The sequence below is a fragment of the Devosia equisanguinis genome, assembly GCF_900631955.1.
GTDB classification, from domain to species: domain Bacteria; phylum Pseudomonadota; class Alphaproteobacteria; order Rhizobiales; family Devosiaceae; genus Devosia; species Devosia equisanguinis.
In genome coordinates, this window is record NZ_UZWD01000025.1 from 1 (window position 1) to 26,014 (window position 26,014).

Consider the following 26,014-nt stretch of genomic DNA (forward strand, 5'->3'; position numbering starts at 1 on the left):
GGCCAGAGGTTTTCGGCCGGGGCCGCTAACCTTGGAGGGGGCGGGTCACCACGAACCCGCCGTTGAATGCAGTATCTGCGAGCGGCAGGCGGACCACAAACGCTCAATGGGAAGTGCTGCCATGCAGAAACGCTGGGCAGGAAAACCAGGATTGGCGCGCAAAAAAAGAGGCTCCAACCGAAGTTGGAGCCTGATGATAGGGCCGAAGCCAAATCTAAAGTGTGGCCCGACGCAAGGGAGGAGGATTTGCGTCCGACCGGGTGGGCCCTGGCCGAGGGAGGAGGATACGGCCAAAACCCGGTGTCGAGTAACGCGGGTCCGAGGGAGGAGGATACGGAGCGGCGTCGCGTCGACAAGGACGAATATAGGTTTTGACCGTTTGGTCAGCAATGCATGAGTGGTCATGCCAGCTATGCATTAGGCACAGCGACATTCTGTCCATTTTCGGGGCAAGCCGACAGCTTGGTGACAGGATTGGTTCGGCGAAAATGTGCGCGGGCGATCGGGCAAAAAAAGAGGCCCCAACCGAAGTTGGGGCCTGATGATAGGGCCGAAGCCAAATCGAAAGTGGGGCAGAGAGCAAGGGAGGAGGATATGCGCTCTGCCATGAGCCTTGGATCCAGGGAGGAGGAGAGGATCCGCAGCTCGGTGTCGCGATACGGGGTCCGAAGGGAGGAGGAGTTTCGGAGCGCGCCTCAGCGACAAATGCAATATGAACTCTACCGGATCGGTAGGCAATGCAACGCCTGACATGCCAGCTATGCATTTTCGGAAGGGAGTGAACAAAAAATAAGGCTCCGCTCGAGGGGAGAGCGGAGCCCTGAAGGGTGCGAGCGCGAAGCTCGCTAGGAGGGAACGCAGCGGAAGCAAGGGAGGGAGGAGAAACATCCGCTGTGTGATGCCGATATAGGCAGACCCGCGGTGCCTGCCAACCCGGGAGCTGACATGTCAGCCATGCGCGGATTGCGTGGCTCGGGAAATTCGATAATGAAATCAAAGAATCGGAGCTGTTTTGGGGTGGGCGATTGTCGAAGAAATCGCCCAATTTGAGGGCTTTGCGCCTGTTCTTTCGCCGTTCTGCCTATTTGTGGCCCTCGAAAGCCGAGGCCAGCGCCTGGCGCATTGTGGAGTCGGTGAACTGGATGTCGTCGAGGCGCCAGATCGGCGGTTTTCCCGTTTCCACCACCACCGGCACCAGCAGCAGGCGGTCGGTATAGTCGGCGCCAGGGCTGTCGGCAAAGCGATGGCCGATGGGCACCACGGTCCTGCTCTCGTCGCCTTTGGGGACGCCGACTTCGCAGCCATCGGCATGATCGGTCCAGCTCGACCAGGGCACGCCATCGCCCAGCGGCGGCTTTTCGTCCGGCGCAGCGGCCTGGATGGCGTCGCTGCGTTGCTGGGCATCGGCGATGGTGGCGGCGAGATCGGGCGTGAGCAGGGGCACGATGGGGCTCATGTCACCGGCAATGGCGGCGGTGCAAAAGATTGCGCCGATATCGAGCGGGGTAGGGGCTGTTTCTGCGGCCATGAGCGGCAGACTGGCGGCTGCGAGCATGGACAAAGAAGCGGCGGCTTGGCGGAGCATGGAACAGTCCTCGCTGTGATTGCAGGACAGTTTATGGCATGGCCTCGAACCTGGCGAGAGCGGCGGAGACTTCGCCCATATGGGCCACGCGTCGATAGCGAGGATGATCGAGCGGCTCGTCGGCCTGCTCATAGGCCCAGGTGAGGTCGTGGGGGACATAGATAGCAAAGGCGCCGGCCTCAAGCGCCGGCACTATGTCGGAGCGCAGGGAATTGCCGACCATCACCGTGTGGTCGGGGCCCTCGGTATGGCGCTGGAAGACGCGTTCATAGGTGGATCGGGATTTGTCGGCGACGATCTCGATCGCCGCGAAATAGTCGGCTAGGCCCGAGGCGGCCAGTTTGCGCTCCTGGTCGAAGACATCGCCCTTGGTGACGAGGATCAGCCGATAGCGGGCTTCCAGCGTCTTCAGCGCCTGATCGACATGGGGCAGGGTTTCGATGGGAAAGTTGAGGAGCTCGCGGCCGGCGGCGAGGATTTCGGCGATGACCGTTCCAGGGACGCGGTGGTCTGTGACCTCGAGGGCGGTTTCGACCATGGACAGGGCAAAGCCTTTGGCGCCGAAGCCATAAAAGCGCAGGTTGCGCGTCACCGCATCGATCAGCCGTTGGTTGAGATCTGGAATGTCGGTGTACTCAGCGAGCAGATCGGCGAAGCGCTGCTGGGTGAGGCGGAAGAAATGCTCGTTCTGCCAGAGCGTGTCGTCGGCATCGAGGGCGACGGTGGTGATACGGGGCATTTAGGCTCCGGCTGACGTAAAAACCCAGGCACAATCTGCCGCGTCGAGTGGCCCTCGGATCAAGTCCGAGGGCGGCGCGGTGGGTGTGACGGGCGCCGAGATGGGCATGGCGAGCGTAGCGCCGGTTATCGCGCTGCGCGTCGCTGGTGTCCGAGGGTCAGAACGACCACTCGCGGGCCTTGGAGACGAGGAAGTCGCGGAAGACGCCAACGCGCTTGGAGTTCTTGAGGGCGGGTGGATAGACGAAATAGGCCTCGTAGGCGGGCAGTTCGATTTCCGGGAGAACCTGGACCAGACCGTCTTCCTTTTCCGTCACATAGGCGGGCAGCATGGCGATGCCGATGCCAGCGCGGGCGGCCTGCATCATGCCGTAGATGGCGTTGACCTTGAGCACGGCGCGGCGCGGGCTGGAATCGGAGCGGCCCATGCGCTCGAGATAGTTGATGTCGCCGAGATAGGAGGGGACCGGTTCGCCAAAGGAGATGATGCGGTGATTGTCCAGATCCTCGGCCGAGGACGGCATGCCGTGTTCGTCGATATAGGAATTGCTGGCATAAAAGTGGTTATGCACCGTGAACAGCTTGCGCTGGATCATTTCCGACTGATTGGGGCGGTGCAGGCGGATGGCCACGTCAGCCTCGCGCATGGCCAGGTCGAGCTCGGCATCGTTGAGGCGGATTTCGAGCTGGATCAGTGGATAGAGTTTCAAAAACTCGTCGAGGCGCGAGCTGAGCCAGGTGGAGCCGATACCCACCGTGGTGGTGACAATCAGCGGGCCGGTGGGGACGTCCTGGCTTTCGGACATCTGGGTTTCGACCTGCTGCAGTTCCCAATGCATCCGGTGGGCGGTGCGGAACAGCTGTTCGCCGACTTCGGTGAGGACCAGTCCGCGGGCATGGCGGATGAAGAGTTTCAGCCCCAGATCGTCTTCGAGCGCCGAAATCTGGCGGCTGACGGCCGACTGGCTCATGCCCAGCTTTTCGGCGGCGTGGGTGAAACTGCCCGACTCGGCGGCGGTATGGAAAATCCGGAGCTTGTCCCAGTCGAGCATTGTTGACGCTTTCTTTTCTCGTTGATCAGCCAGGCCGAGCCATGCCACCGGCCTTAGGCGACCGGCGGGAAGAAATTGTGACAACCGAGGCGATTATCGCGGACATTTCGATGCCTATTCCGCCGCCTCGGCCAGTTCATGTTCGGCCAGGTAACGCTCGGCATCGAGCGCAGCCATGCAGCCCATGCCGGCCGCAGTTACGGCCTGGCGATAGACGTCGTCGGTAACGTCACCGGCGGCGAAGACGCCCGGAATATTGGTGTGGGTCGTGCCCGGCTTTACCTGAAGATAGCCACCGGGCTTCATGTCGAGCTTGCCCGAGAAGACCGAGGTGGCGGGAGCATGGCCAATGGCCACGAAGACGCCGTCGATCGGCTGCTCGTAGACTTCGCCGGAGAGGCGATTTTTTAGGGTAACGGTATTGACCGAGGGGGGCATCGGCGCGCCGCCGACCTCGACCACTTCGGTGTTCCAACGAACTTCGATCTTGGGGTTCTTGAACAGGCGGTCCTGCAAAATGCGCTCGGCGCGGAATTCGTCGCGGCGATGCACGACGATGACCTTTTCGGCGAAATTGGTGAGGAACAGAGCCTCCTCGACCGCAGTATTGCCGCCGCCGACCACCAGCACCTGCTTGCCGCGATAGAAGAAGCCATCGCAGGTCGCACAGGCGGAGACGCCAAAGCCCTGGAATTTCTGCTCGGAGGGCAGCCCCAGCCACTTGGCCTGGGCTCCGGTGGCGATGATGACGCTGTCGGCCGTGTAGGTGTCGCCGCTATCGCCGGTCAAAACGAAGGGACGGCGGTCGAAGTCGACATGGGTGATGATGTCGTTGACGATGCGCGTGCCGACATGCTCGGCCTGCGCCTTCATCTGATCCATGAGCCAGGGGCCCTGGATCACATCGGCAAAGCCGGGATAGTTTTCCACGTCGGTGGTGATGGTGAGCTGGCCGCCGGGCTGCAGGCCCTGGATCATCAAGGGTTCGAGCATGGCGCGTGCGGCATAGATGGCCGCAGTATAGCCGGCCGGGCCGGAGCCAATGATGACGACTTTCGCGTGCATCGCGACGCTTCTCCAAATGACAGGAATGCTCCCTCGCCCTCTAGTTAAGGGTCGAAGCGGGATGGTTTCAAGGCAAACTCACTCCCGCGCGACAGAACCACGCGGGAGTGTACAGAAAAATCACAGGATCGGGCTGGGATGCCTAGGAAATGGGCATCAGATGAACTGGATCTTGACGATCTCATAGCTGCGCGAGCCACCCGGGGCTGCGACTTCGAACGAATCGCCTTCTTCCTTGCCGATCATGGCGCGGGCGATGGGCGAGGAAATCGAGATGCGGCCGGCCGAGGCATCGGCTTCCGGATCGCCAACGATCTGGTAGATCTTTTCTTCCTCGGTGTCCTCGTCGACAAAGGTGACGGTCGCACCGAACTTGACCTTGTCACCGCTTAGCTTGGTGACATCGATGATGTCGGCGAGCGCCAGAATGGTCTCGAGCTCCTTGATGCGACCTTCGTTGAGGCTCTGCTGCTCCTTGGCGGCAGAATATTCAGCGTTTTCCGAGAGGTCGCCATGGGCGCGCGCTTCGGCAATGGCGTCGATGATGCGGCGGCGCTCATTGGCAGTGCGGTGATCGAACTCCGCGGAAAGGGCCTTGTGCCCCTGAACCGTCATCGGAATCTTGTCCATAATCGTCTCGCCTCCATTCGCGTCGGCAAAATAAACCGGCGCGCAGGGCTGGTTCCTTACGGAGGCCGCGGCGCGCCATTAAAATGATAAGGCCGGTCGCAACCGGCGTGCTGCATCTCCGCCAAACTGCGTTCGGCCACGGCTTCACGACAAGTTTTCCAAGAGATGTGATGCAACTTGCCCGGCTCATGCGTTTCGGTCAAGTCAGTGTGGGGGCGGAGCCCAGCTCCTCTCCCCGTCAATTCAATAGTTTCGCACAACCATTGCAGGTGACACCCAGTCCATGACCAGATTTTCTTCAGCCACACTCGCTTTTCCCGCTCTCAGCCTGATGCTGGCTTCAGGGCCCGCCATGGCACAAACCGTTATCGACAGCAGCGCCGGCATGGTTGCGGCCACTGTTCTTGCCGAAGGGCTGGAGCATCCATGGGCATTGGCCATTCTGCCAGATGGGCGGTTTCTCGTGACCGAGCGCAGCGGGCAGTTGCTGGTGGTCAAGGATGGACGCTCTTTTGCCGTGGATGGTGTGCCCAATGTGGTGGATCGCGACCAGGGTGGGCTCTTGGATGTGGCGCTGGCGCCGGATTTTGAGAGCAGCGGACGCATCTATCTGACCTTTGCCGAGCCGGCGGAAGATGCCGGGTTGCAGCGCGGCGCCGGCACGGCCGTGATGGCGGCGCGGCTGGTGCTGGAGGAGGGCGCGGGGCGGCTGGAAGATCAGAACGTCATTTTCCGCATGAACAATTTCAACAATTCGACCCGCCATTTCGGCTCGCGTCTTGCGGTGGCCAAGGACGGCACCCTGTTCGTGACGCTGGGCGATCGCGGCGACATGGATCGGGCGCAGGATCCGCAGGACCTCGCCGGCGGGGTGGTCCGCATCGCTGCCGATGGCTCGGTGCCGGCCGATAATCCGCAGGTCGAGGGCTGGCGCCCCGAATTCTGGAGCATCGGCCATCGCAACCAGCAGGGCGCGACGCTACGGCCATCTGATGGGGCCTTGTTCACTGTCGAGCACGGCGCCCAAGGCGGCGACGAGGTCAATCTGGTGCAGGCCGGGCGCAATTATGGCTGGCCGGTGATCACCTATGGGCGGGACTATTCGGGCCTGGCTATCGGCAAGGGCACTGAGGCGGAGGGGATGGAACAGCCGCTGCACTATTGGGACCCCTCGATTTCCCCCTCGGGGCTGGATTTCTACGAAGGCGAACTTTTCCCGGCCTGGCAGGGCGACCTGTTGAGCGGTGGCCTCAGCGGGCAGGTGCTGGTGCGGCTCGATGTCGAGGGTGACACCATCGTCGGCGAGGAGAGGCTGTTCGAACAGCAATTGGGCCGTGTGCGTGACGTGCGCGTGGGACCCGATGGAGCCATCTACCTGCTGACGGATGACAGCAACGGAAAACTCCTTCGCTTGGCGCCAGAGGGGAAATAGGGCGCATCCGAAGCACAATAGCTTAGTGCTTTGCCTTGAGATCGTGGTGTTCCGGGAGGCCCTCGGGCAAGCCCCAGCAGCGGAATTGTGAAGGGGCGGGGCGTCGGACAAGAGGACGTCCGTCGCCTCACCACCAATCCCAAAGACAATGGGCGCCTCCAGTTTTGGAAGCGCCCATCGTGATCAGGTCAGAAGCGGTGAAATCAGCCGGCGACGAGATTGTCGGCGGCAGACTTGCCGGTCCGCTTGTCCTTGACGATTTCGTAGGTGACCTTCTGGCCCTCATCCAGGCCATTGAGACCGGACCGCTGGACGGCGGAAATGTGGACGAACACGTCGGCCCCACCCTCGTCCGGCTGAATAAAGCCATATCCCTTTTGGCCGTTGAACCACTTAACGGTGCCAGTTGCCATATTGCGCGTTCCCTCGTGCAGTCGCTGCTGGTGTGCGGTCCGGGCCATTGCACCTGGCCAGAACCTAAAAGATATCGAAATATCGGAAGATGTCGTCAGCAATGGCGAATGGCATTCGCGTCTTCAGATCAGTCGGCCGCAATATTCGATCCGATCAGCCTAGCCTGAAACCGAAGCCGCATCAATATGCCCCGTATGCACGACGAAACGCCCGGCGGAACAGGCGTTCGGCCAGGCTGATTGAAGCGATATCGCAGGATGCTTCGGTCCGCATTGGGCCGAAACAGGCGCACCGGTCAGGGAGGGAACGTTGCGCGCGGATGCCCGACGCGGCGTCGGACATGGCGACAATGATAACCAAGTTCGGCGGTGATGGAAGCACCCTCGTGAATGCATGACCCGGTTATCCCGAACGCATATGCATTTTTCTTGCGTCGACCCCGGTTTTGCGGCAAATCCCGCGCACGGCGCCAGCAGGGCCGGACCTTACGAAAGCAGTATCCGTCTTGAACAAGGCGTTCCATTCTTCGGGCGACGTGATTGCCGATCGCCGGGCCGACTATGCCCGCATGCTGGCCGAGGGCGGCGACCTTGCCGCCGCGGCCGAACTGATGGAGCAGGCGCTGGAACTGGCACCGGACTGGGCGGCCGGCTGGGACCTGCTCGGCGGCTTTGAAGAAAAACGCGGCAATTTGGCCCAGGCCATTTCTGCATGGCGGCGGCTCGAGGCGCTGGATGACGAAGGCGTGTTCGGGGCGCGGCTGAAGCTGGCGGCGCATAATGCAGCGGCAGCCGACGAGGGCACGGCGGTAAGCTATGTCGAGGCGCTGTTCGACCAATATGCACCGCAGTTCGAGCAGGCGCTGGTCGGCAAGCTCGGCTATCGCGTGCCCGAAATGCTCGACGACATGGTCGAAGCCGAAATGGCGCGGCTGGGGATCGAAGGCTTCGACAAGGCCGTCGATCTTGGTTGCGGCACCGGGCTCATGGGCTCACTGCTGCGCAAAAAGGTTGGCTTCCTCGAAGGCGTCGATATTTCGGCGGCAATGATCGCCGAGACGGCGCGTAAGGGCATTTACGACAGCCTGCAAAAGGCCGAGTTGGTGGCCGCGCTCAATGCGCGCCGGGCCGAGGCCGATCTGATGACGGCGGCGGATGTATTCATCTATTGTGGCGCCTTGCAGCCGGTGCTGGCGGCGCTGGTGCCGGCGCTGAAGCCGGGCGGGCTGGTGGCGTTTTCGCTCGAAGCCCATGATGGCCCGGAGGCACTGTTCCTGCGTCCGAGCCTGCGCTATGCCCATGGCGTTGCCGCAACCCGCGACGCGCTGGTGGTAGCCGGACTTGAGGTGCTGCGCTTCGAGACGGCAACACTCCGCTTCGATCGGGGTGCGCCGATCATCGGCATTCTGGTGGTGGCGCAGAAGCCGCCGGTGGAACTGACTGCGGCCAATGATGGCAGCGCCGGGGGCGATGTCGCCGCATAGCCAAAGTGCTTGGCGGATGGCAGAAAGGGGCACAGCAGCACGGAGCCTCCCCATGAATGCCATTCGCCATGATTTCCGTTCGGACACCGTGACGCGGCCCTCGCCGGGCATGCGCGCGGCCATGGCCGAGGCCGAGGTGGGCGATGACGTCTTTGGCGACGATCCTACAGTCAAGCTTTTGGAACAGCGCATGGCGGGACTGCTGGGCAAGGACGCAGCGCTGTTCGTGCCTTCGGGCACCATGTCCAACCTGCTTGGGCTGATGAGCCATTGCGGTCGCGGCGACGAATATATCGCCGGCCAGAAGGCGCATCTTTATGTCAATGAAGCCGGCGGCGCGGCGGTGCTGGGCTCGATCCAGCCGCAGCCGATCGCGCATCAGGCAGACGGCACTCTGGCGCTGGCGGAGATCGAAGCGGCGATCAAGCCGGACGACAGCCATTATGCCCGCACGCGGGTGATCGCGCTCGAGAACACCTTTGGCGGCAGGGCGCTGCCGCTCGCCTATATGCACGCCGTGGCCGATATTGCCGAGCGGCATGGGCTGGGCATGCATCTCGACGGGGCCCGCGCGTTCAATGCCTGCACTGCCCTCGATATCGACATCGGAACCCTTGCAGCCCGGTTCGATACGGTGTCGATCTGCCTGTCCAAGGGGCTTGGCGCGCCGGTGGGCTCGGTGCTGGTGGGGCGCGCGGACCTGATCGCGTCTGCGCGGCGTACACGAAAAATGCTGGGAGGCGGGCTGCGGCAGGCGGGCGTGCTGGCCGCGGCCGGCCTTTATGCGCTGGAGCATAATGTGGCGCGGCTGGCGGATGACCATAGGCGAGCGCGGCAATTGGCCGAGGGGCTGGCGCGGCATGGGGCGCTAAGCGTTAGCATGCCGGACACCAATATCATCTGGGTCGATTCGGCGCCTGAGCTGGCGCACGGCCTGTCCGTCTATCTCGCGGAGCACGGCGTCGGGGTAACCGGTGGCTATGGGCAGAAACAGCGCTGGGTGACCCATCTCGATATCGGCGACGAGGATGTGACGGCAGCGCTGGCTGTGGTGGACGGGTATTTTGCGTCGGGGCGCGCACCCTCCTAGTAGCCCGGGCGCGGGGTGGCGGTGCGGAGGTAGTAGACGGTGCCGGCGACGTCGATGCGGCGGAAGGCGATGGAGGCGATGGCGTCGTCGTTGAGGGCGGTTTCCTGCCAGACCGTGTCGATGCCGTCTTCCTGTCCCAGATTGCGGTCGATGCCGATGAAGCGATAGGGCGCGATTCCTTGCGCGGCCTCGGGATGTTCGCCGCCGGTCCAGGCATAGGTGCCCGCTTCGGCATTGGCCCAGTAGCCGAGGACGGCGAGTTCGGCGATGGCGTGGGCAGGGGTCGCGACGCCGCCCATATCGGCCGGGTAAAGATCGGGCCAGATGGGCAATGTGCCGGCGATGTCGTCCCATTGGGCGATGTCATCAAACAGGGCGGCCGTGTCGAGGCAGGGCCGGTCGTTGCACCGGTCCTTGGTGGCCTCTTTATCGGAGATGACGCGACGGCTGGCGTCCACCAGCATGGCGGTGTTGCCCATGATCGGCTGGAACACGAAGCGCCAGGCCATGTGCTGCCCCAGGCCGAAGGCGGCTTCGTCGGCGACGTCGCCTTCGCCATAGGCTTCGATGGTTTCTGCGCGGATAAGCTGGCCGAGGTTATAGTGGCGCACCTCGATGAAGCTGACCGGCATGGGCGCGCCATCTTCCTCGACCTGCAGTTCGCCATAGGAAATGGCCGTGCGGGTGCGCACGGAATCGATTGCCGAGGTGGCGATCATCGCCGCCTTTTCCAGCGGCCCAACGGCGCCGCCGGGAGCAATGGCGGTGCGGTCGAGCCATTCATTGGCCAGGCCGGTTTCGATAGCGAGCAGATCCTGCCGCTCGAAGCCTTCGGCACCGATAAAGGCGTTGATCTGCTCGTCAAGGTCTTGCCCATGGGCAAGGCCGGTGGTGCCCAGCAGAATGGTAAGAAGAACGGCGCACTGTTTCATGTCTGCCCCCAGTCGAAATATCGGTCCATGCTAAGCGGCGCAACATGAACGCAAGCTGAGCGAATAGGGAGACGGAGCAATCCGTCTCCCCGCTATTCAACCTTTACGCCAGAAGTCATGCAACCCGGCGATGTCGGCGGAGGTGAGAAGCGGCATGGCCTGCGACAAGCGCTCGGTGGACCAATCCCACCATGCCATGTTGAGCAGCATGGCGATCTCATCGTCGCTAAACCGCTTGCGGATGGGCTTTGCCGGATTGCCGCCGACAATGGTGTAGGGTTCGACGTCTTTGGTCACCAGGGCACGGGTGCCGATCACCGCGCCATGCCCGACCTTGATGCCGGGCATGATGATGGCCTCGGAGCCGATCCAGACGTCGTTGCCGATTTCGGTGTCGCCTGCCGGCTGGAAAGCGTTGTTGGCATTGGCGAATTCTGGCGCATCGGGGAGAAAGGCGAATGGGAAGGTGGAGACCCAGTCGTTCCGGTGGCCCTGATTGCCGGCCATGATGAAGGCCGCGCCCGAGCCGATTGAGCAGAAGGCGCCGATGATCAGCCGGTCGACGCCTGGCGTGGTCATCAGATAGCGGGCGCAGTCGTCGAAGCCGTGGCCGTGATAATAGCCGGAATAGTAGCTGTAGCGCCCCACGACGATGTTGGGATTGGTGACCTGGCGGTCGAGCGGGATGCCCAAAAAGGGACTTTCGAAAAAGTTCGACATGGCTTTTCCATGAGGTTGCAGCCGCGAAACGGCGCAAGCGAATGCAGATTGTGTGAGAGAACCGACGGGCGTGCAGCGGCAAGCGCCGGCGCGCCGGCCGGTCGAAGGGCGTTTCCTCGGCGCGTGTCAGGCGCGCGGAAACGCTATGCAGGGGCTTCGGTCTGCGATCTTCATGGTGGGAGTGCCATAGCCGGGATCGCGGCGGAGGTCCAGCCAAGGGGCGCCTCGCCGCGAAAAAGCAAAGCGCCGTCCTGACGCCTCAGCGCCTTACTTGGCCATGGAATCGATCGGCGGTTTGCCGTCGGTGATAAAGCTCAGCTCGTAGGTGGCGCCGGATTTGGCGCGGGCCGAACAGGTGATCTGGGCTGGTTTTCCCTCAAAGGGATTTTCGAACACGCAGGTGCCGCGGGCCGGGATATCGGCGATGTCATCGGCCGAGGTGCCGATCAGAACCTTGTCGAGCTCCTGGTGGATTTCGTTGCCGATCACCTCGTCGGACATGCCGGAGAAGGTGAGGATGGTGTCACCGGAAAAGGCGTAGAGCCCAACGCGGCCGATGTCATAGACCATCTGCAGCACGCTGCCCTTGCACTCGTCGGTGAGATCGATGCCGTCGACCTCCAGAGACTGGCATGTGCCGTCGAGGTTGAACATGTTGACGGGCTCGGCGGCATAGGCGGGCGCAACCAGGGTCAGCACTGCGAGGGCGATGGGGAGTGATTTCATGTGGTCCTCCAGGGTCGGTGGAGGATAGGGGATGGGTGCTGGGCGTCAAGGTTGGGCGGGGAGGTGGAAATTACCCCCACCTGGCCTCCCCCTCTGAAAGGGGGAGGAATTGCATCGCGTTTGAAGGAGCTGAGTTGCCAGCCCAGAGTGCGGTCAGGCGGCGAAGTAGTCCTGCAAAGCGCGGACCTGGAGGCCGCCCTGGCGCAGGGCGACGATCCCTTCCACCGCGGCCAGGGCACCGTCGATGGTGGTATAATAGGGAATCTTGGCCAGGAGCGCGGTGCGGCGGATGTCGCGGCTGTCGGAGATCGACTTGAGGCCATCCGTGGTGTTGATCACCAGCTGCACGCCGCCATTCTTCATCGAATCCACGATATGCGGACGGCCTTCGAGCACCTTGTTGATCTTGGTCGCGGGGACGTTGTTATCAACGAGATAGCGCTGGGTGCCGCCGGTGGCGAGGATTTCGAAACCGGCTTCGACCAGGTGGCGGGCCATGTCGACAATGTACTGCTTGTCGTCGTCGCGCACGGAGATGAAGGCCTTGCCCGAGGTCGGGACCTTTTGGCCGGCGCCCATCTGCGACTTGGCGAAGGCGATGGCGAAATTGGTGTCGAGACCGATGACTTCGCCGGTCGACTTCATTTCCGGGCCCAGGACCGTATCGACGCCGGGGAAGCGGTTGAACGGGAACACGGCTTCCTTGACGGCGATATGCTTGAGCGTCTTTTCGGTGAGGCCGAAGCTCGAGAGCTTCTCGCCTGCCATGATGCGGCTGGCGATCTTGGCGATGGGCTCGCCGATGACCTTGGCAACGAAGGGCACGGTGCGGGAGGCGCGTGGATTGACCTCGATCAAGTAGATCGTGTCGTCCTTATAAGCATATTGCACGTTCATCAGGCCACCGACCTTGAGCGCGAAGGCCAGTTCGCGGGTCTGGCGCTTGAGTTCGGCAATGATCTCGGGCGGCAGGGTGCGCGGCGGCAGGGTGCAGGCGCTGTCGCCGGAGTGAATGCCGGCTTCCTCGATGTGCTCCATGATGCCGGCGACGAAAACGTCTTCGCCGTCGCACAGGGCGTCGACGTCGATTTCGGTGGCGCCGGAGAGATAGGCGTCGAACAGCAGCGGGTTATCGGACAGCACCGAGTTGATCTGGCCGGTGCGGTCGTTGGGGTAGCGCTGCAGGATATCGGGCGGCACGAGGCCGGTCAGGGTATCCTGAATGTAGCTCTCGAATTCCTTGGCCGAGTGCACGATGGCCATGGCGCGGCCGCCCAGCACGTAGGACGGGCGAATGACCAGCGGATAGCCCAGGCGCTCGGCGACGAGGCGGGACTGTTCGAGGCTATAGGCAATACCGTTCTTGGGCTGGGTCAGCTCGAGACGGTTCAGAAGCTTCATGAACAGGTCGCGGTCTTCTGCGAGGTCGATGGCGTCGGGCTGGGTGCCGAGGATCGGCACGCCGGCCTTCTGCACGGCTTCGGCGAGATTGAGCGGGGTCTGGCCGCCGAACTGGACGATCACGCCGTGAAGGGTGCCATTCTGCTTTTCGGTGAGCAGGATTTCGATGACGTCTTCTTCGGTCAGCGGCTCGAAGTAGAGACGGTCCGAGGTGTCGTAGTCGGTCGAGACGGTTTCGGGGTTACAGTTGACCATGATGGTCTCGTAACCGGCATCGGCCAGCGCAAACGCGGCGTGGCAGCAGCAATAGTCGAACTCGATGCCCTGTCCGATCCGGTTGGGGCCGCCGCCGAGAATGACGACCTTCTTGCGGTCGGAGGGGCGAGCTTCGTCATCGACCTTGCCGGCGAAGGGGGCTTCGTAGGTTGAGTACATATAAGCTGTGGGCGAGGCGAACTCGGCTGCGGAGGTATCGATGCGCTTGTAGGCGGGACGCACTTCGAGGCTATGGCGCAGCTTGCGGACGTCGGCGGTCTTGAGGCCGGCGAGCTGGGCAAGGCGGGCATCGGAAAAGCCCATCGACTTGAGCAGGCGCAGATTGACGGCGTCCTTGGGCAGGCCGAATTCCTTGACCTTCTGTTCCATGTCGACGATGCCGCGCATCTGCTCGAGGAACCATGGATCGATCTTGCAGGCTTCGAAGATGTCTTCGTTAGAAACACCCAGCCGCATGGCTTCGGCGACATGGAGAAGACGAGACGGCGTTGGGGTGCCGAGGGCGGCCTTGATGGCGTTCTTGTCCTCGCCTTCGCCGAGGCCCGGAATGCCGACCTCGTTGAGGCCGGTGAGACCCGTCTCGAGCGAGCGCAGCGCCTTTTGCAGCGATTCCTGGAAGGTGCGGCCGATGGCCATGGCTTCGCCGACCGACTTCATCGAGGTGGTCAGGCGATTGTCGGCGCCGGGGAATTTTTCGAAGGCGAAACGCGGGATCTTGGTGACGACATAGTCGATGGTGGGCTCGAACGAGGCCGGGGTGGCGCCGCCGGTAATGTCGTTTTCGAGTTCATCGAGCGTGTAGCCGACGGCCAGACGCGCAGCGACCTTAGCGATGGGGAAGCCGGTGGCCTTGGAGGCCAGCGCCGAGGAGCGCGAGACGCGCGGGTTCATCTCGATGACGACCATACGGCCATCGGCAGGGTTGATGCCGAACTGCACGTTGGAGCCGCCGGTTTCGACACCGATCTCGCGCAGCACCGCCAGCGAGGCGTCGCGCATGATCTGGTATTCCTTGTCGGTCAGCGTCAAGGCCGGGGCAACGGTGATGGAGTCGCCGGTATGGACACCCATAGGATCGATGTTCTCGATGGAGCAGATGATGATGCAGTTGTCCTTCTTATCGCGGACAACCTCCATCTCGTATTCCTTCCAGCCGAGCACGCTTTCCTCGACCAGAACTTCGTTGGTGGGCGAAGCGTCGATGCCGCTTTCGCAGATGGCGAGATATTCCTCGCGATTGTAGGCAATGCCGCCGCCGGTGCCGCCGAGGGTAAAGCTGGGGCGAATGATGGCCGGCAGGCCGATGACCTCAAGCGCCTGCAGGGCCTCGATGGTGTTGTGGGCCAGCATGGAACGCGGGGTTTCGAGCCCGATCTTTTTCATGGCGTCGCGGAACAGTTCGCGATCCTCGGCCTTGTCGATGGCCTCGGCGGTGGCGCCGATCATCTCGACATTGTATTTCTCGAGCACGCCCATCTTGCGCAGCGACAGCGCGCAGTTGAGCGCCGTCTGGCCGCCCATCGTCGGGAGCAGCGCGTCGGGGCGCTCCTTCTCGATGATCTTGGCGACCACTTCGGGGGTGATCGGCTCCATATAGGTGGCATCGGCCAGGTCCGGATCGGTCATGATCGTCGCCGGGTTCGAGTTCACCAGAATGATCCGGTAGCCCTCTTCCTTGAGCGCCTTACAGGCCTGCGTGCCGGAATAGTCGAACTCGCAAGCCTGCCCGATGATGATGGGGCCCGCGCCGATGATGAGGATCGATTTGATGTCGGTACGCTTCGGCATTCGGGGCTCGCTCTGGCTATCTCTACGGAATTGCGGGCGAGGGAGAATCGCCCGAACACACCTGTCCGCGCGAAACCCGCGTTGCCGTTGAGCACAGCAGCGCAGGGAAAAAGACTGAACATGGTGGTTAAGCGGGCGGTGTAACGGAAGCGGAGCGGAAAGGGAAGGGGTTGCGGCGACTGAGGCATCTGCGCAAGGCGATCTTCCCCGATGAGCGTCTCGTAACCGAGACCTTCTCTCTGCAGATCTCATTTTCCGGCAACTTGGATGATCCCTCCAGCCGCCGCCGTGGTCCATTGGCCGCCTTAGGGGCTGGCGGCTGCATTCAGATATTGCTGATCCCTAATTCGTATATTCTTGCCTTCACCGCCTCCCAAGCCTCCTTGTCGTCCCAGAAGCGCTGGAGGAGGCAGGATTTGGGGCGATCGGAATGCTGGTAGGGATTTTGGCCATAGATGATCTCGACGTGCCAGGGATCGAGCGACAGCTCGACCCGCATGATAAGGACCTTGATCACCACACCGTCGATGGCGATGGGACCGCCGAGGCGCGAGATTTCGGGCTCGATGCGTTGGCCTTCCTCGTCATAGGCCTCGGACGCGGCGTCGTAGAGTGCATTCCAGATGTCATCTGCCATGGTGCACTCCGGCGGCGCCTGCTCTCCTAGTAACGGGCGGGTTCGCAGATCTGGACGGGCTGGGAGTGGAGGAGGAAGGTTTTGTCGTCGATACCGGACTGGAGCGAGAAGCCGGAGTCGAAATCGTCTTCGCCGCAGCTGGTGGACATGGCGATGGCGCCGACGGCGGCGAGATCGACGAGAATGTCGCCACCATTGCGGTTGCTGACCAGAACGCCGCCGCCATCGCATTCGACGCCACACCACATCTTGCCACCCTGTGCCATGCAGGGCCCGACGGCGTAACCCTCAGTGCCGTCGCGCAATTGGGCTTCCAGGCGGAAGACATATTGATCCGGGCTCATTGCGGTCTCCTCCATATACGTGACGGTGAGGTCCATGGCCGTGACCTGCTGGTGCGGATGCTCGCGCAGATGCTGGGCGCTGTAGCTGCGGGACCAGCAGGCGGTGGCGCCGTCTCGCGCCTGGACGAAGGCGTCGAGCTCGCCGGCGGCGACCGAAAGGGTGGAGAGGATCAGGGCAGTGCCAAGAAACAGGGTCTTCTTTGGGAACATGGTTTCCTCCGGATGTGAGCGCGTGGCTTAAAGGGCGGCGACCTGGCTGAAGAATTGTGCGCGCACGCGGGCGCCGGCGCCAGTGGGTTCGCTGGCCATGGCCTGGAACAGGCTGATCATGGTGCCGCACAGCGCCGGATTGGTGGGGTCCTGCTGGGCGAGGCCGGCGAGAGCCTCGTTGCTCATGCCAAGGGCGATCATGTGGTCGATCAGCGTCTGCCAATCGGCGTCGCTGGCGTCCTGCCGGGCCGTGGGGGCGGTGATGCCGTCGCGGGCGGCGACGAGCACGTGGACGATCTGGGCCAGCAGCAGGTCTTCATATTTGGCGGCGGCGGGGGTGCCGTCGAAAACGGCGGGACCATTGACGCTGTAGTTGGCGCAGGCCAGTTCGCCTTCCCCTTCCAGCACCGCATTGGTGAGGCTGATGGTGGCATCGCCGAGGGCGGCGAGAGTGGCGTCGGAGGCGACGGCAACCTTGGCGGCATAGCTCTTGCGCAATTGCAGCAAGTGGCCCTGAACGAGCCCCGAGAGGTCGCCGCCGCTGGCATGGGTCATCTGCGCATTGACGACGAGGTCCTGAAACTCGCTGAGGAAATTGGTCTTGAGGAAGCCGAAAAGTTCGGGCGCAGCCTGCATCAATTCGGCTTCGAACGGATTGGGGACCGGCGCCTGTTGCGCCAGGGCCGCGCCGGCAAGGCTGACCGAGGCGCAGAGGCCGAAGAGCAGCGGGCGGCAGGACTTGGTGACGGCGGCGGTGAGAGTGCGCGGGAGGGACATGGTGGAGTGCCTTTATGCTGGTGCCGATCGCCCGGTGCGTTCGACTGACGCCACTTTTGACCGCGTTGGAGGCTGGGCGCTGTTCCCTGCGAAACAGGGCAGCTGCATTTGGCAACAGGGTGGTGCGGAGACGCATCGAACTTGTGTTCGATGCCGATGGGGTATGGACTGCGCCAGAATGGCATTTGCCCACCCCGGCATAGGCCGGGGTGGGCAAGGGTCAGAGGCTGGAGGCCAGTTTGGGGCGATCAGTAACCGCCGCGCGAAGGCGCATTATAGGTCGGCTTGGGCGAATAGCTGTTCGAACAATTGTTGTTCCAGCTGAGATAGCGGCCCGACACCCAGCCCCAGCGGCCATTCCACTGCACGCGATACCAGCCGTTTTCGACGGTGTCGGTTTCGACGCGGGTGCAGGCATAGATGCTGCCCAGCTTGGCATAATAGGTGCCCGGGCCATCGCGGAAATTGACCGAGCCGGTGGTCCAGGCCGGGGCCGCCATGGCGGCGGTGGTGGTGGCGGCGATGACGGCAGCGGTCACAAGCAGTTTCTTGAACATGGTGCAGATCCTTTTGTCTCTCCGGTCTCGCCCTGTGCGATCCGTTGGCAAGCAGAGTGGCGCACTCGACCGGCAGACGCTGTCCCGCAGGGAACAGGGCTTTGGGGGCTCAGATGAGCGCGATCCGGTCCGGCGCGGTGTTCTGGCGATCGTTCGCGATCTTCGAGGGGTTGGCGGCAGAGCCGATTGCCATGCTCGATGCCATGGCCATCCCACGGCGCTGGATGGCGGGGGAAACCCTGTTCCAGCGTGGCGATGAGGGTGACTATGTTATCCTCGTGCATCAGGGGCGCATCAAGTTGTCGCTGCTGACCGCCAATGGGCGCGAGCTGACGCTGCGCTATGCCGAGCCAGGCGATATTCTGGGCGAATTGTCACTGCTCGATGGGCAGGCGCGTTCGGCCGATGCGACGGCGGCAGAGGCGGGGGAGGGACTGGTCCTGCGGCGGGCCGATTTCGAGCGGCTGCAGGCGCGGTTTCCCGATATTGCCGGGGCGATGATCCGCTATCTTGCCGGGCGCTTGCGCGACACAACCGAGCAGCTGGAATCGATCGCCATGTTTGAGATCGAGGCGCGGCTGGCCCGCTTTCTGTTGCTGACGCTACGACAATATTTCGAGGACGATATTCCCGAGACGCCGCAATTGCGGTTGGCATTGAACCAGTCGGAACTGGCGGCAATGCTGGGCGCCAGCCGGCCAAAGGTGAACAAGGCCATCCAGGCGCTTGAGGCTGCAAGGGCAATCAGCCGCAATGGCGATGTGCTCAGCTGCGACCTCGAACGGCTGATGTTGATCGCCGATCCGGCCCTGCAATGAGACGCGACTGGCGCCGCGCATTGCCGCTGGGTGTGGCGCTGTCCATGGCGATTGCCGGTGCAGGGCTGGTGTCCATGTTGCCGGAGCCGTGGGCGTTCTGGCGCGAACCGATGCTGGACCGGCTGGTGCTGCTGATGCCTGCAGCTGAAACCGGCGCGGTGGCGGTGGTCGATATTGCCTCGGCCAGACGCGATGGTTGGGATCGTCAGGATACGCAACGACTGGTGGCGGCGATTGCCGAGGCCGGGCCTTCGGTTGTGGCGCTCGATATCGTGCTCAGCGCCGATTGCCGCATGTCCGCTCAGAACACGGCACTGGCGACGGCGCTGGGGCGCGTGCCGGCGACGCTGGGCATTCTGCTCTCTGGCGATGATCGAGGGGTGCCTCGGCCGACGCCGACTATCGCCGCGACCGAGGGCCTGGCCCTGCCCGATATCTGGGTGGCGGCGGGGGCAGAACATGCCTGTGCCCAGTTCGAAGCGGCGGCCACGGGCAGTGGCGTGGCCTCGCTTGCCGGGGGGAGCGATGGCGTGGTCCGCGCGATCCCGGCTTTGGCGGTTGCGGGGGAACGGGCCTATCCGGGGCTCGCTGTCGATGCGGTGCGGCTGCATCAGAAGCTGGGGACCATCATTCTATCGGGTGATCCGGCGAAGATGCGGCTGGGGCCGTTGCAGCTGACGATCGGGCCAGCTGCCAGCCTGCGCTTTCGCCCGAGCACGGACGAAACGCAGATGGCCCGTACCGTCATCGCCGATGCGGTGATGTCGGGCGGCGCGGCGCGGACATTTCTTGCGGGAAAGATCGTTTTCGTCGGCGACAGTGCGCCCGAAGCTGGGGCGTTGCGGGCGACGGCGCAAAGCCCGCTTTATCCATCGGTGCAGATCCATGCTGATCTGGCAGAGGGTATGCTGGCCGGTCGGCTACCGCTCCGACCGGTATGGGCGCCTTTTATCGAGGGTGGCGCCGGCGTGGCGTTGGGACTGGTTGCCAGTGTCGCCGGAGCCCTGCTAGCGCCGGTGCTGGCGGGATTGATCGGGCTTGCACTGGTGATCGCCTGGATCGGGGGGGCCGTCGTCACCGCGATATTGGCCGAAGTGCTGCTCGATCCGGTCGGGGTGCCGGCGGTGGTCACGATGGCGGGCCTGGCGGCAATGATCCTGCAGGCGGCGCGGACTCGGCGGGCTGAGATCGCCTTGCGGCGGCGCATCGGGCAATTGCTGCCGCCCGACGTGGTGTCGCGTTTCGTGCGCGAGCCAAGCCTGATGCGGCTGGAGGGCGAGGAGCGGGTGGTGACGGCGCTTTTCACCGATGTCGAGGGATTCACACAGACGATTTCGGGCATCGAGCCAAAACTGTTCGTGCGGGTGCTCGACGCCTATTTCACCGGCATGACACAGATTGTTCTGGCGCATGGCGGCATGATCGACAAGCTGGTGGGAGATGCGGTGCATGCGCTGTTCAACGCGCCGGCGGATCTGCCTGATCATGTCGACAAGGCCGTGGCCTGCGCGCTGCAATTGCACGAATTCGCCGAAGCCTTTCGGCAGCGGCCGGAAATGGTCGATATTCGCTTCGGGCGGACACGGATTGGCATCGAAACCGGCAGCGCCATCCTCGGCGATGTGGGAGCGGCGGATAAAATCGACTACACGGCCCATGGCGCCGCCATCAATCTGGCGGCGCGGCTGGAACAGGCCAATAAGCAATTGGGCACAAGCATCTGCATCGGCCCGCAAGCGGCACAGCTGACGCAGATGCCTTTGCGGGCGCTGGGGGAAATCGAGGTGCGCAGTTTCGGAATGGTCGAGGTGTTTACCCCGATCGGGCATCTAGCGCGCCACCCTGACAAGGGCGAAGGCCTCGTCGATGCGACCCTGACCCCAGGTGACGACTTCGCCCGGCGGTGCGCCGACAGCTGCAAACTCGACGCCTTCGCCAGCATTGAGGGTGCGCGAAATGCCGGCACCAGTAACCTCGACGCTGCCGCGATCGACGAAGACGGAGAATTTCCCGCGAGTCGGGCCGGCGAAGAAGCGGGTGCCGCGCACACCGATCTGCCCGAAGGCAGTCTTGATGGTCATGTCCAGCTTGGGCAGGTCCTCGGGACGGTCGAATAGCATGGCGCCACCGATCGACATCTCGCCGCCCTGATCGACGATGAATTGCTCGATGATCAACTGGCTATCGGCACCGAGATTGATGCGGGTCTTGTCGGCCAGGAGCAGGGCAGCAAAGCCGTTTTCGCGTGTGGTGACATTGTCGTCGAGCATCAGCACGTCATCGACGAGCAGGTCGCGGCTTGCTGCATCGCGCTCGATGGCGACCGGCCCGTCAATGCTGACGGCCTTGCCGACGGGGACGGCAGCGAAGGCCCGCCGGCCAACGAGGCCCGCGGCGCCTACTGCCAGTAGCCACAGAGCCTGGCGTCTGTCCAAGGGCAGGAAGTTGTTGTCGCGCACGTGCCAAATCCCCGGTGATTTTCTATGTGCCATCACAGCGCGCGCGAGCGCTCCAGTCATCGAACAGACGTTCGATGACACGCGGCATGAGGCAACTAAGGTCGGGATAACATCCATCGGGGGGATTATCCCATGTTCAAGACTTTCGTCCTTGCCGCAGCCCTCACGCTGTCCGGCACCGCTTTGGCTTCGGCCGCCTGGACCACCGGCTCGGTCAATTTCCGCGACGGTCCGGGCACCAATTACGCCAAGCTCGGCACCATTGCGCGCTGCGTGCAGGTCGAAATCACCGACCAGCAATATGGTTGGTATCGCATTTCCTGGAATGGTCGTTGGGGCTGGGTTTCGGGGCGCTATATCAGTGCGGATGCCGACTATTGCGGTTCGAATAATTCCGGCGGCGTCTATCGCAAGCCCTCGGGGTATTAAGCTGGTGGCGGCGATGCGGTTCCATGGCGTGGTGATCGGCGCCACGATGGCCGTTTTGGCTGGGGCGCCGACACAGGGGCAGGAGCAATGCCTCGCCGCCGACGCTCCCGCCACGCTGACGGGTTTCCTGGTGACCGGCATTTTTCCCGGACCGCCTGAATTTGGCAGCGTGCAGAAGGGCGACGCGCCCTACGAGGCGCAGTTCCTTTACATGCTCGAGCCGGTCTGCACCGGTGCAGTCGGGCCGCTGCAAATTGTGCAGCTTGCCTGTGCCGACACGCCGCTTGCGGCAGGTGAGGCGATTGCGGTCAGTGGGACGCTGTTCGAGGCCCATACCGGCTATCACCGGGCGCCGCTGCTGCTCGCCTGCGACTGAGCTCTCACCAGACCTGACGGCAAAGGGGATTTTCCGTGGTTTTGAACCGCATTCTCGCTGCGACTTCGATGCTGGCTTTGGCATGGGCGCTGAGTGGACCCGCGCTGGCCGAGGATGCGGCCCAGACATGTGATGCACTGGCGGCCAGTGCCTTTGACCAGACGCGACCGGACGGGGTTCCCGGCGTGCCCTTCGACGCCATCGATGTCGCGGCGGCGCAAGAGGCGTGTCTCGCGGCTCTGGCGGAAGCGCCGTCGCCCCGCATTGCCTTTCAGCTTGGTCGCGCCTTTCATCGGGCCGGCGCCTTGGACGATGCCATCGGCTACTACCTGCAGGCCGTTGACGCGGGCCATGCCGAGGCCATGGTCGGTCTCGCCGAGGCTGGCCGCCAGAAGAGCGCCGAGGAAAGTGCCGCGCTGACCGAAGCGGCCAGTGCGGCTGGCAGCGTGATCGGACGCTATAATCTGGCGGTGCTGAAACGCGACGGCGACGGGCTGACGCAGGATATCGCCGGCGCCATTGCACTGTTCGAAGCCTCGGCCGCGGCAGGCGATGCGGAGGCAGCCTATAATCTCGGTGTGCTTTATGATGAGGGCGAGCTGGTGCTGCGCGACGTCGGCAAGGCGCGGCAATTCTATGAGGCGGCGGTGGCCGACGGGCATAGCTTCGCCCGCGTCAATCTGGGCTACCTGCTGCTCGAGGGCGAGCCGGACGAGCAGGCGCGCGCAGAGGCGCTGGCGCTGTTTCGACTGGCTGCCGAAGAGGATGGCGACATCAATGCCGGGTTGCAACTGGGGCTGATGCTGCAGGACGGTAGCGCGGCAGAGCAGGCGGAAAGCGAGACGCTGGTTCTGGCGGCGTTGCGCGACCGGGATTTCGAGCTCGGCCGTTTCTTGCAGCAGAGTGAAACCGGCATCAGCCAAAGCAATGTCAAAGCCATTCAGGGTGAGCTGGGGGTACCGGCAAGTGGCGTGGTCGATGCCGCAACGCTCGAGGCTCTGCGCCGCTATTTTGACCATATGCCTTAAGAGGTGGAGAGGGGCGCCGTTGAGCGCCCCCTTGTGGCATGTTTAGGAATCAAGAACTGGATACAATAAGGCTCAGCAATTGCTGGGCTTTTTCATCGCCCATATCTGCGGCCCGTTCGAGCAGTTGGCCCGCCTTTGCCAGGTCCTGCGCTACGCCTTCGCCGCGCACATAGAGCATTGCGAGGCTAGTGAGCGAGGCGCGGTTGCCCAGGGCGATAGCGGTTTCGTGCAACTCGGCAGCCTTGGCCTTGTCGACTGGGCCACCAATGCCGGTTTCGGCATAAAGGGCCAGTTCATGCGCACCGGACGCATCGCCCAGATGAACTGCGAGACGCAGCAGGCGAGCCGATTCCATATCGCTTTGGTCCACCCCGATACCATCGAAATAGAGCTTGCCGAGCGTCGTCGCCGCCGGGCCGAAACCTGAATCGGCGGCCAGTTGCAGGAATTCGACTGCCAGAGCAGGGTCCTGCGCCACGCCGGTGCCATTGAGAAGGCTGATGGCGAGGCCCTGAAGGGCAGGGATGAATCCGGCTTCACCCGATTTGGCCAGCAACTGGGCACCATATTCGGGCTGCAACGGACCGGCTTCGCCGTTGGAATAGAGAATGCCGGCAATGTATTGGCCGAGGGGGATGCCTTCGGCTGCGGCGCGATTGGCATAGTAGAAGGCGTCTTCGAAAGCGCCGGCCGCGTAATAGGCCCGGGCCATCCAGGCATTGAGACGATAGTCGTTGTCACCGGTACCAAGGGCCGCCCAGCAGGTCTCGATGGCCCGGTGTGGGTCGATCATCTCCACGGCCTTGCCGGTGGTTTCAAAGCCGGGCTCGAAGGGGCTCGCGGCCTCGAGAGCGCAGGCGGTTTCGGCCGTGTTGAATTCGCCGGCATGGGATGAGCCGGCAAGAGCCAAAGCGATGGCCAGGCTGGCGAGGGTGCGGGTGAACATGTTGGAGCCTCCGATCTCTATGGTGCGGTTCAGGCGAAAGCGCTCTGCGCCGGAGCGCGGTGGCGGATGGGCAGATCGGCACTGCCGCGCAGGATCTTGGCGTCATCCTGACGATCGGCGGTATGGGCAGGGACCTTGGCGCTGATGGCGTCAGGGTCGGGCAGATTGGCGAAGGCGGGGTATGACAGCGCGAGAACGAAGAGGGTGATGGCGAAGCGGATCATGTGAGCCTCCTGGGCGGCGGGGTTTGGATGCACCCTTTCTAGGAGAGGCCGTGGGATGGCGCTGTTCCGCACGGAACAGCTGCGCATGCGGGAGCTGAGTAGGAAAGTTGCAGTGGCTGGCGATTGACAGAAGCGCCTCCGCCCCACACTTTCCCAAGTCATAGACGGGACCGGACGATGACCGATGTTCTGAAGATGCTCGACCATGTCTATGAGGCGGGAGCTGATCCCGCACTCTGGCCTTCTGTCATGGCGCATCTCGCCGATGCTCTTGGCGCCCGCGAGGCGGTGCTGGGGGGCCTCGCGCTGGGGCGGACGCCGCTCTTCGTGGCGCCCCGCACCGACCCCGTCATGGTCGAAAGCTATGTCGCCCATTACCACGCGCAGAATCCGGTTCCGGCCGCCATGCGGGGCCAGGGGCTCAACCAGGTGCGCAGCGACGACGAACTCACCGATATCGAAGCCTTCCGGCGCAGTGCTTTTTTCAACGAATGGTGCGTCGTGCAGGGTTTTTTTCATGGCGCAGCGGTCAATGTCGCGTCGGGCGGCATCCTGGGCACGATCATGGTGAATTCTGTGCAGGCGCTCGATACTGCCGAGCTTGTCGCCTTTCAGCAGGTGGCCCCGCATCTGTCGCGCGCCTTACGCATCAATCAGCTCCTGATGGAAAGCCGCGCGGCGACGCTGAGCGCTTTTTCCGCGCTCGACATGACGGAGCGGGCGGTGTTTCTGGTCGATGCAGAGGGGCGGATTTCGGCCGGAAATACCTTGGCCGAGAACCTGGTTGGTCCGGGCAAGAGCCTGGTGCTGAGCAGGGGGCGGCTGGCCTGCCATGCGCCTGCCGACACGGTGCGGCTGCAGGGGCTGGTGCAGCAATGCCTGTCCGGCCGGCTCGCTCAGCCTAATGCGACGCTCGACATTGCCCGCGAACCAAATCGCGCGCCATTGCAACTGGCCTGCCTACCAGTGACCGACGAAAGCGGCATACAGGCGCGTGCCGGATCGGTGCGGCTGATGCTCATCGTCAGCGATCCGGAAGAACGATTGCGGCGCAAGGCGGAACGTTTCGGTCAAGCCTATCGCCTTACGCCGGCGGAGGCCCATGTGGTACTTGAGCTCGCCATTGGTGGCGACCGCAGTGCATTGGCCGAGCGGCTGGGCATTTCCATCGCCACGGTGCGCAGCCAGCTCACCAGCATATTCGACAAGACCGGGGTGCGCCGGCAGGCGGAGCTGGTGCGCATGCTGATGGATCAGCTCTAGCCGATCACTGCGCCACGCCCCAGGGCCGCATGCCCGGAGCCGAACCTGCCCAGGAGATACGATCGACCAGCCAGGTGCCACGCGCTGTCGGCACCAGCTCCAGCGACAGAGCTTTGGGTTCGCCGTCATTGGTGACGGGGATGATGAGGAGGCCCTCGCTCGACATTGTCGGGGCGCCCAGATGCGGAGCGACCAGCCTGATCGGCAGAAAGCCACCCTGGCTGGCCGCAAAGACCAGATTGTCGAAGGTCAGGACTGGCTCGGTGAGAACGGCATAATTGTCATCATCGCTGACGGAGGCACCTTCGGCGAGCACGGAGCCGGGGACCTGCCCGCCATTGTCGAGGCCGACGAATAGCGTATCGAGGCTGAAGCTCTGGATCGCTTCGGAAAAGCCGCGACGGGCGCGGGGCGAGAGAAGGAAATAGGCAGCGACATAGTCTTCCGCCATGAAGGCGCCGACAAACACCTTGGCGGCTTGTTCCGGCGTGTGGCTCTCGAGCCGTTCGATGATCGTCCTGTTTGCGGCGCTTACGGGTTGGCCCACGACCAGTGTCGATGCCAGCGCCAGGAAGGCGATTTTGCCAAAATTGTTCATCTGTGGTCCCCGTGTG

27 protein-coding genes and 1 pseudogene are annotated in these 26,014 nt (G+C 63.2%); 10 read left to right on the forward strand and 18 right to left on the reverse strand.

Annotated elements, in window-relative coordinates; translation table 11 throughout:
• Nucleotides 1–1,081: 1,081 nt before the first annotated feature.
• From DEVEQU_RS09460 to greA, 5 genes are all read right to left on the reverse strand, one after another.
• Complete coding sequence (locus tag DEVEQU_RS09460) at nucleotides 1,082–1,585, reverse strand: hypothetical protein (RefSeq protein WP_126150327.1); 504 nt, start codon at nucleotides 1,583–1,585, stop codon at nucleotides 1,082–1,084.
• Nucleotides 1,586–1,616: 31 nt separating this feature from the next.
• A complete protein-coding gene (locus tag DEVEQU_RS09465) occupies nucleotides 1,617–2,324 on the reverse strand; it encodes an HAD family hydrolase (protein ID WP_126150328.1) in 708 nt (235 codons plus the stop codon).
• A gap of 157 nt (nucleotides 2,325–2,481) precedes the next feature.
• Nucleotides 2,482–3,375: a LysR family transcriptional regulator gene (locus tag DEVEQU_RS09470; protein ID WP_126150329.1), complete on the reverse strand. Its 894-nt coding sequence runs from the start codon at nucleotides 3,373–3,375 to the stop codon at nucleotides 2,482–2,484.
• 114 nt (nucleotides 3,376–3,489) lie between these two features.
• Nucleotides 3,490–4,440, reverse strand: coding sequence for a thioredoxin-disulfide reductase (gene trxB / locus DEVEQU_RS09475; protein ID WP_126150330.1), 951 nt, complete (start codon nucleotides 4,438–4,440; stop codon nucleotides 3,490–3,492).
• 156 nt (nucleotides 4,441–4,596) lie between these two features.
• The gene (greA, locus tag DEVEQU_RS09480) at nucleotides 4,597–5,070 is read right to left on the reverse strand and encodes a transcription elongation factor GreA (protein ID WP_126150331.1); all 474 of its coding nucleotides are present in this window, start codon (nucleotides 5,068–5,070) and stop codon (nucleotides 4,597–4,599) included.
• A 283-nt stretch (nucleotides 5,071–5,353) separates the two neighbouring features.
• Here greA and DEVEQU_RS09485 point away from each other — a divergent pair, with 283 nt between their 5' ends.
• Entirely contained in the window at nucleotides 5,354–6,502 is a 1,149-nt protein-coding gene (locus tag DEVEQU_RS09485) for a PQQ-dependent sugar dehydrogenase (RefSeq protein ID WP_206437822.1), read from the forward strand.
• Between the two features lie 203 nt (nucleotides 6,503–6,705).
• Here the strand turns inward: DEVEQU_RS09485 and DEVEQU_RS09490 are convergent, their stop codons facing one another.
• Nucleotides 6,706–6,915, reverse strand: a complete 210-nt coding sequence (locus DEVEQU_RS09490; RefSeq protein WP_126150332.1) for a cold-shock protein — start codon at nucleotides 6,913–6,915, stop codon at nucleotides 6,706–6,708.
• Nucleotides 6,916–7,421: 506 nt separating this feature from the next.
• Between DEVEQU_RS09490 and DEVEQU_RS09495 the strand changes: the two genes are divergently transcribed.
• Nucleotides 7,422–8,399 (forward strand): methyltransferase, encoded by a 978-nt coding sequence (locus tag DEVEQU_RS09495; protein ID WP_386849510.1) that lies wholly within the window; start codon nucleotides 7,422–7,424, stop codon nucleotides 8,397–8,399.
• Nucleotides 8,400–8,451: 52 nt separating this feature from the next.
• Nucleotides 8,452–9,489, forward strand: coding sequence for a low-specificity L-threonine aldolase (ltaE, locus tag DEVEQU_RS09500; RefSeq protein WP_126150333.1), 1,038 nt, complete (start codon nucleotides 8,452–8,454; stop codon nucleotides 9,487–9,489).
• On the opposite strand, the gene DEVEQU_RS09505 is transcribed toward ltaE, so the two are convergent.
• From DEVEQU_RS09505 to DEVEQU_RS09540, 8 genes are all read right to left on the reverse strand, one after another.
• Entirely contained in the window at nucleotides 9,486–10,421 is a 936-nt protein-coding gene (locus DEVEQU_RS09505; protein ID WP_126150334.1) for a hypothetical protein, read from the reverse strand. The two genes, ltaE and DEVEQU_RS09505, sit on opposite strands and share 4 nt — an antisense overlap.
• A gap of 96 nt (nucleotides 10,422–10,517) precedes the next feature.
• A complete protein-coding gene (gene catB / locus DEVEQU_RS09510; protein WP_126150335.1) occupies nucleotides 10,518–11,141 on the reverse strand; it encodes a type B chloramphenicol O-acetyltransferase in 624 nt (207 codons plus the stop codon).
• Nucleotides 11,142–11,408: 267 nt separating this feature from the next.
• Complete coding sequence (locus tag DEVEQU_RS09515; protein ID WP_126150336.1) at nucleotides 11,409–11,867, reverse strand: hypothetical protein; 459 nt, start codon at nucleotides 11,865–11,867, stop codon at nucleotides 11,409–11,411.
• 153 nt (nucleotides 11,868–12,020) lie between these two features.
• Entirely contained in the window at nucleotides 12,021–15,332 is a 3,312-nt protein-coding gene (gene carB / locus DEVEQU_RS09520) for a carbamoyl-phosphate synthase large subunit (RefSeq protein ID WP_126150337.1), read from the reverse strand.
• 325 nt (nucleotides 15,333–15,657) lie between these two features.
• Complete coding sequence (locus tag DEVEQU_RS09525) at nucleotides 15,658–15,969, reverse strand: hypothetical protein (RefSeq protein ID WP_126150338.1); 312 nt, start codon at nucleotides 15,967–15,969, stop codon at nucleotides 15,658–15,660.
• Between the two features lie 26 nt (nucleotides 15,970–15,995).
• A complete protein-coding gene (locus DEVEQU_RS09530) occupies nucleotides 15,996–16,523 on the reverse strand; it encodes a hypothetical protein (RefSeq protein WP_126150339.1) in 528 nt (175 codons plus the stop codon).
• A gap of 27 nt (nucleotides 16,524–16,550) precedes the next feature.
• On the reverse strand, nucleotides 16,551–17,300 hold the full coding sequence (locus tag DEVEQU_RS09535; RefSeq protein WP_126150340.1) for a hypothetical protein: 750 nt from the start codon (nucleotides 17,298–17,300) through the stop codon (nucleotides 16,551–16,553).
• Between the two features lie 248 nt (nucleotides 17,301–17,548).
• On the reverse strand, nucleotides 17,549–17,857 hold the full coding sequence (locus DEVEQU_RS09540; RefSeq protein WP_126150341.1) for an SH3 domain-containing protein: 309 nt from the start codon (nucleotides 17,855–17,857) through the stop codon (nucleotides 17,549–17,551).
• Nucleotides 17,858–17,970: 113 nt separating this feature from the next.
• On the opposite strand from DEVEQU_RS09540, the gene DEVEQU_RS09545 reads away from it, so the two are divergent.
• Together DEVEQU_RS09545 and DEVEQU_RS09550 are read left to right on the forward strand one after the other, a co-directional pair.
• Nucleotides 17,971–18,675 carry a Crp/Fnr family transcriptional regulator gene (locus DEVEQU_RS09545; protein ID WP_126150342.1) on the forward strand — a complete coding sequence of 235 codons (705 nt, stop codon included), beginning with the start codon at nucleotides 17,971–17,973 and terminating at the stop codon, nucleotides 18,673–18,675.
• A gap of 74 nt (nucleotides 18,676–18,749) precedes the next feature.
• Nucleotides 18,750–20,792, forward strand: a complete 2,043-nt coding sequence (locus DEVEQU_RS09550; RefSeq protein WP_386849539.1) for a CHASE2 domain-containing protein — start codon at nucleotides 18,750–18,752, stop codon at nucleotides 20,790–20,792.
• Here the strand turns inward: DEVEQU_RS09550 and DEVEQU_RS20305 are convergent.
• Nucleotides 20,709–20,945: pseudogene (locus DEVEQU_RS20305) on the reverse strand (FecR domain-containing protein); the annotation flags it as partial. The gene DEVEQU_RS09550 and the pseudogene DEVEQU_RS20305 overlap by 84 nt on opposite strands.
• Here DEVEQU_RS20305 and DEVEQU_RS20005 point away from each other — a divergent pair.
• From DEVEQU_RS20005 to DEVEQU_RS09570, 4 genes are all read left to right on the forward strand, one after another.
• Complete coding sequence (locus DEVEQU_RS20005) at nucleotides 20,838–21,086, forward strand: hypothetical protein (RefSeq protein ID WP_206437825.1); 249 nt, start codon at nucleotides 20,838–20,840, stop codon at nucleotides 21,084–21,086. The pseudogene DEVEQU_RS20305 and the gene DEVEQU_RS20005 overlap by 108 nt on opposite strands.
• A gap of 180 nt (nucleotides 21,087–21,266) precedes the next feature.
• A complete protein-coding gene (locus DEVEQU_RS09560) occupies nucleotides 21,267–21,563 on the forward strand; it encodes an SH3 domain-containing protein (protein ID WP_126150345.1) in 297 nt (98 codons plus the stop codon).
• Nucleotides 21,564–21,576: 13 nt separating this feature from the next.
• The gene (locus tag DEVEQU_RS09565) at nucleotides 21,577–21,939 is read left to right on the forward strand and encodes a hypothetical protein (RefSeq protein ID WP_126150346.1); all 363 of its coding nucleotides are present in this window, start codon (nucleotides 21,577–21,579) and stop codon (nucleotides 21,937–21,939) included.
• 35 nt (nucleotides 21,940–21,974) lie between these two features.
• Nucleotides 21,975–22,967, forward strand: coding sequence for a tetratricopeptide repeat protein (locus DEVEQU_RS09570; protein ID WP_126150347.1), 993 nt, complete (start codon nucleotides 21,975–21,977; stop codon nucleotides 22,965–22,967).
• Nucleotides 22,968–23,016: 49 nt separating this feature from the next.
• Here the strand turns inward: DEVEQU_RS09570 and DEVEQU_RS09575 are convergent, their stop codons facing one another.
• Nucleotides 23,017–23,913 carry a tetratricopeptide repeat protein gene (locus tag DEVEQU_RS09575; RefSeq protein ID WP_126150348.1) on the reverse strand — a complete coding sequence of 299 codons (897 nt, stop codon included), beginning with the start codon at nucleotides 23,911–23,913 and terminating at the stop codon, nucleotides 23,017–23,019.
• Nucleotides 23,914–23,942: 29 nt separating this feature from the next.
• Nucleotides 23,943–24,137, reverse strand: coding sequence for a hypothetical protein (locus DEVEQU_RS09580; RefSeq protein WP_126150349.1), 195 nt, complete (start codon nucleotides 24,135–24,137; stop codon nucleotides 23,943–23,945).
• A 177-nt stretch (nucleotides 24,138–24,314) separates the two neighbouring features.
• Between DEVEQU_RS09580 and DEVEQU_RS09585 the strand changes: the two genes are divergently transcribed.
• Complete coding sequence (locus tag DEVEQU_RS09585) at nucleotides 24,315–25,400, forward strand: helix-turn-helix transcriptional regulator (RefSeq protein WP_126150350.1); 1,086 nt, start codon at nucleotides 24,315–24,317, stop codon at nucleotides 25,398–25,400.
• Nucleotides 25,401–25,404: 4 nt separating this feature from the next.
• On the opposite strand, the gene DEVEQU_RS09590 is transcribed toward DEVEQU_RS09585, so the two are convergent.
• Nucleotides 25,405–25,998 (reverse strand): hypothetical protein, encoded by a 594-nt coding sequence (locus tag DEVEQU_RS09590; protein ID WP_126150351.1) that lies wholly within the window; start codon nucleotides 25,996–25,998, stop codon nucleotides 25,405–25,407.
• Nucleotides 25,999–26,014: the final 16 nt, after the last annotated feature.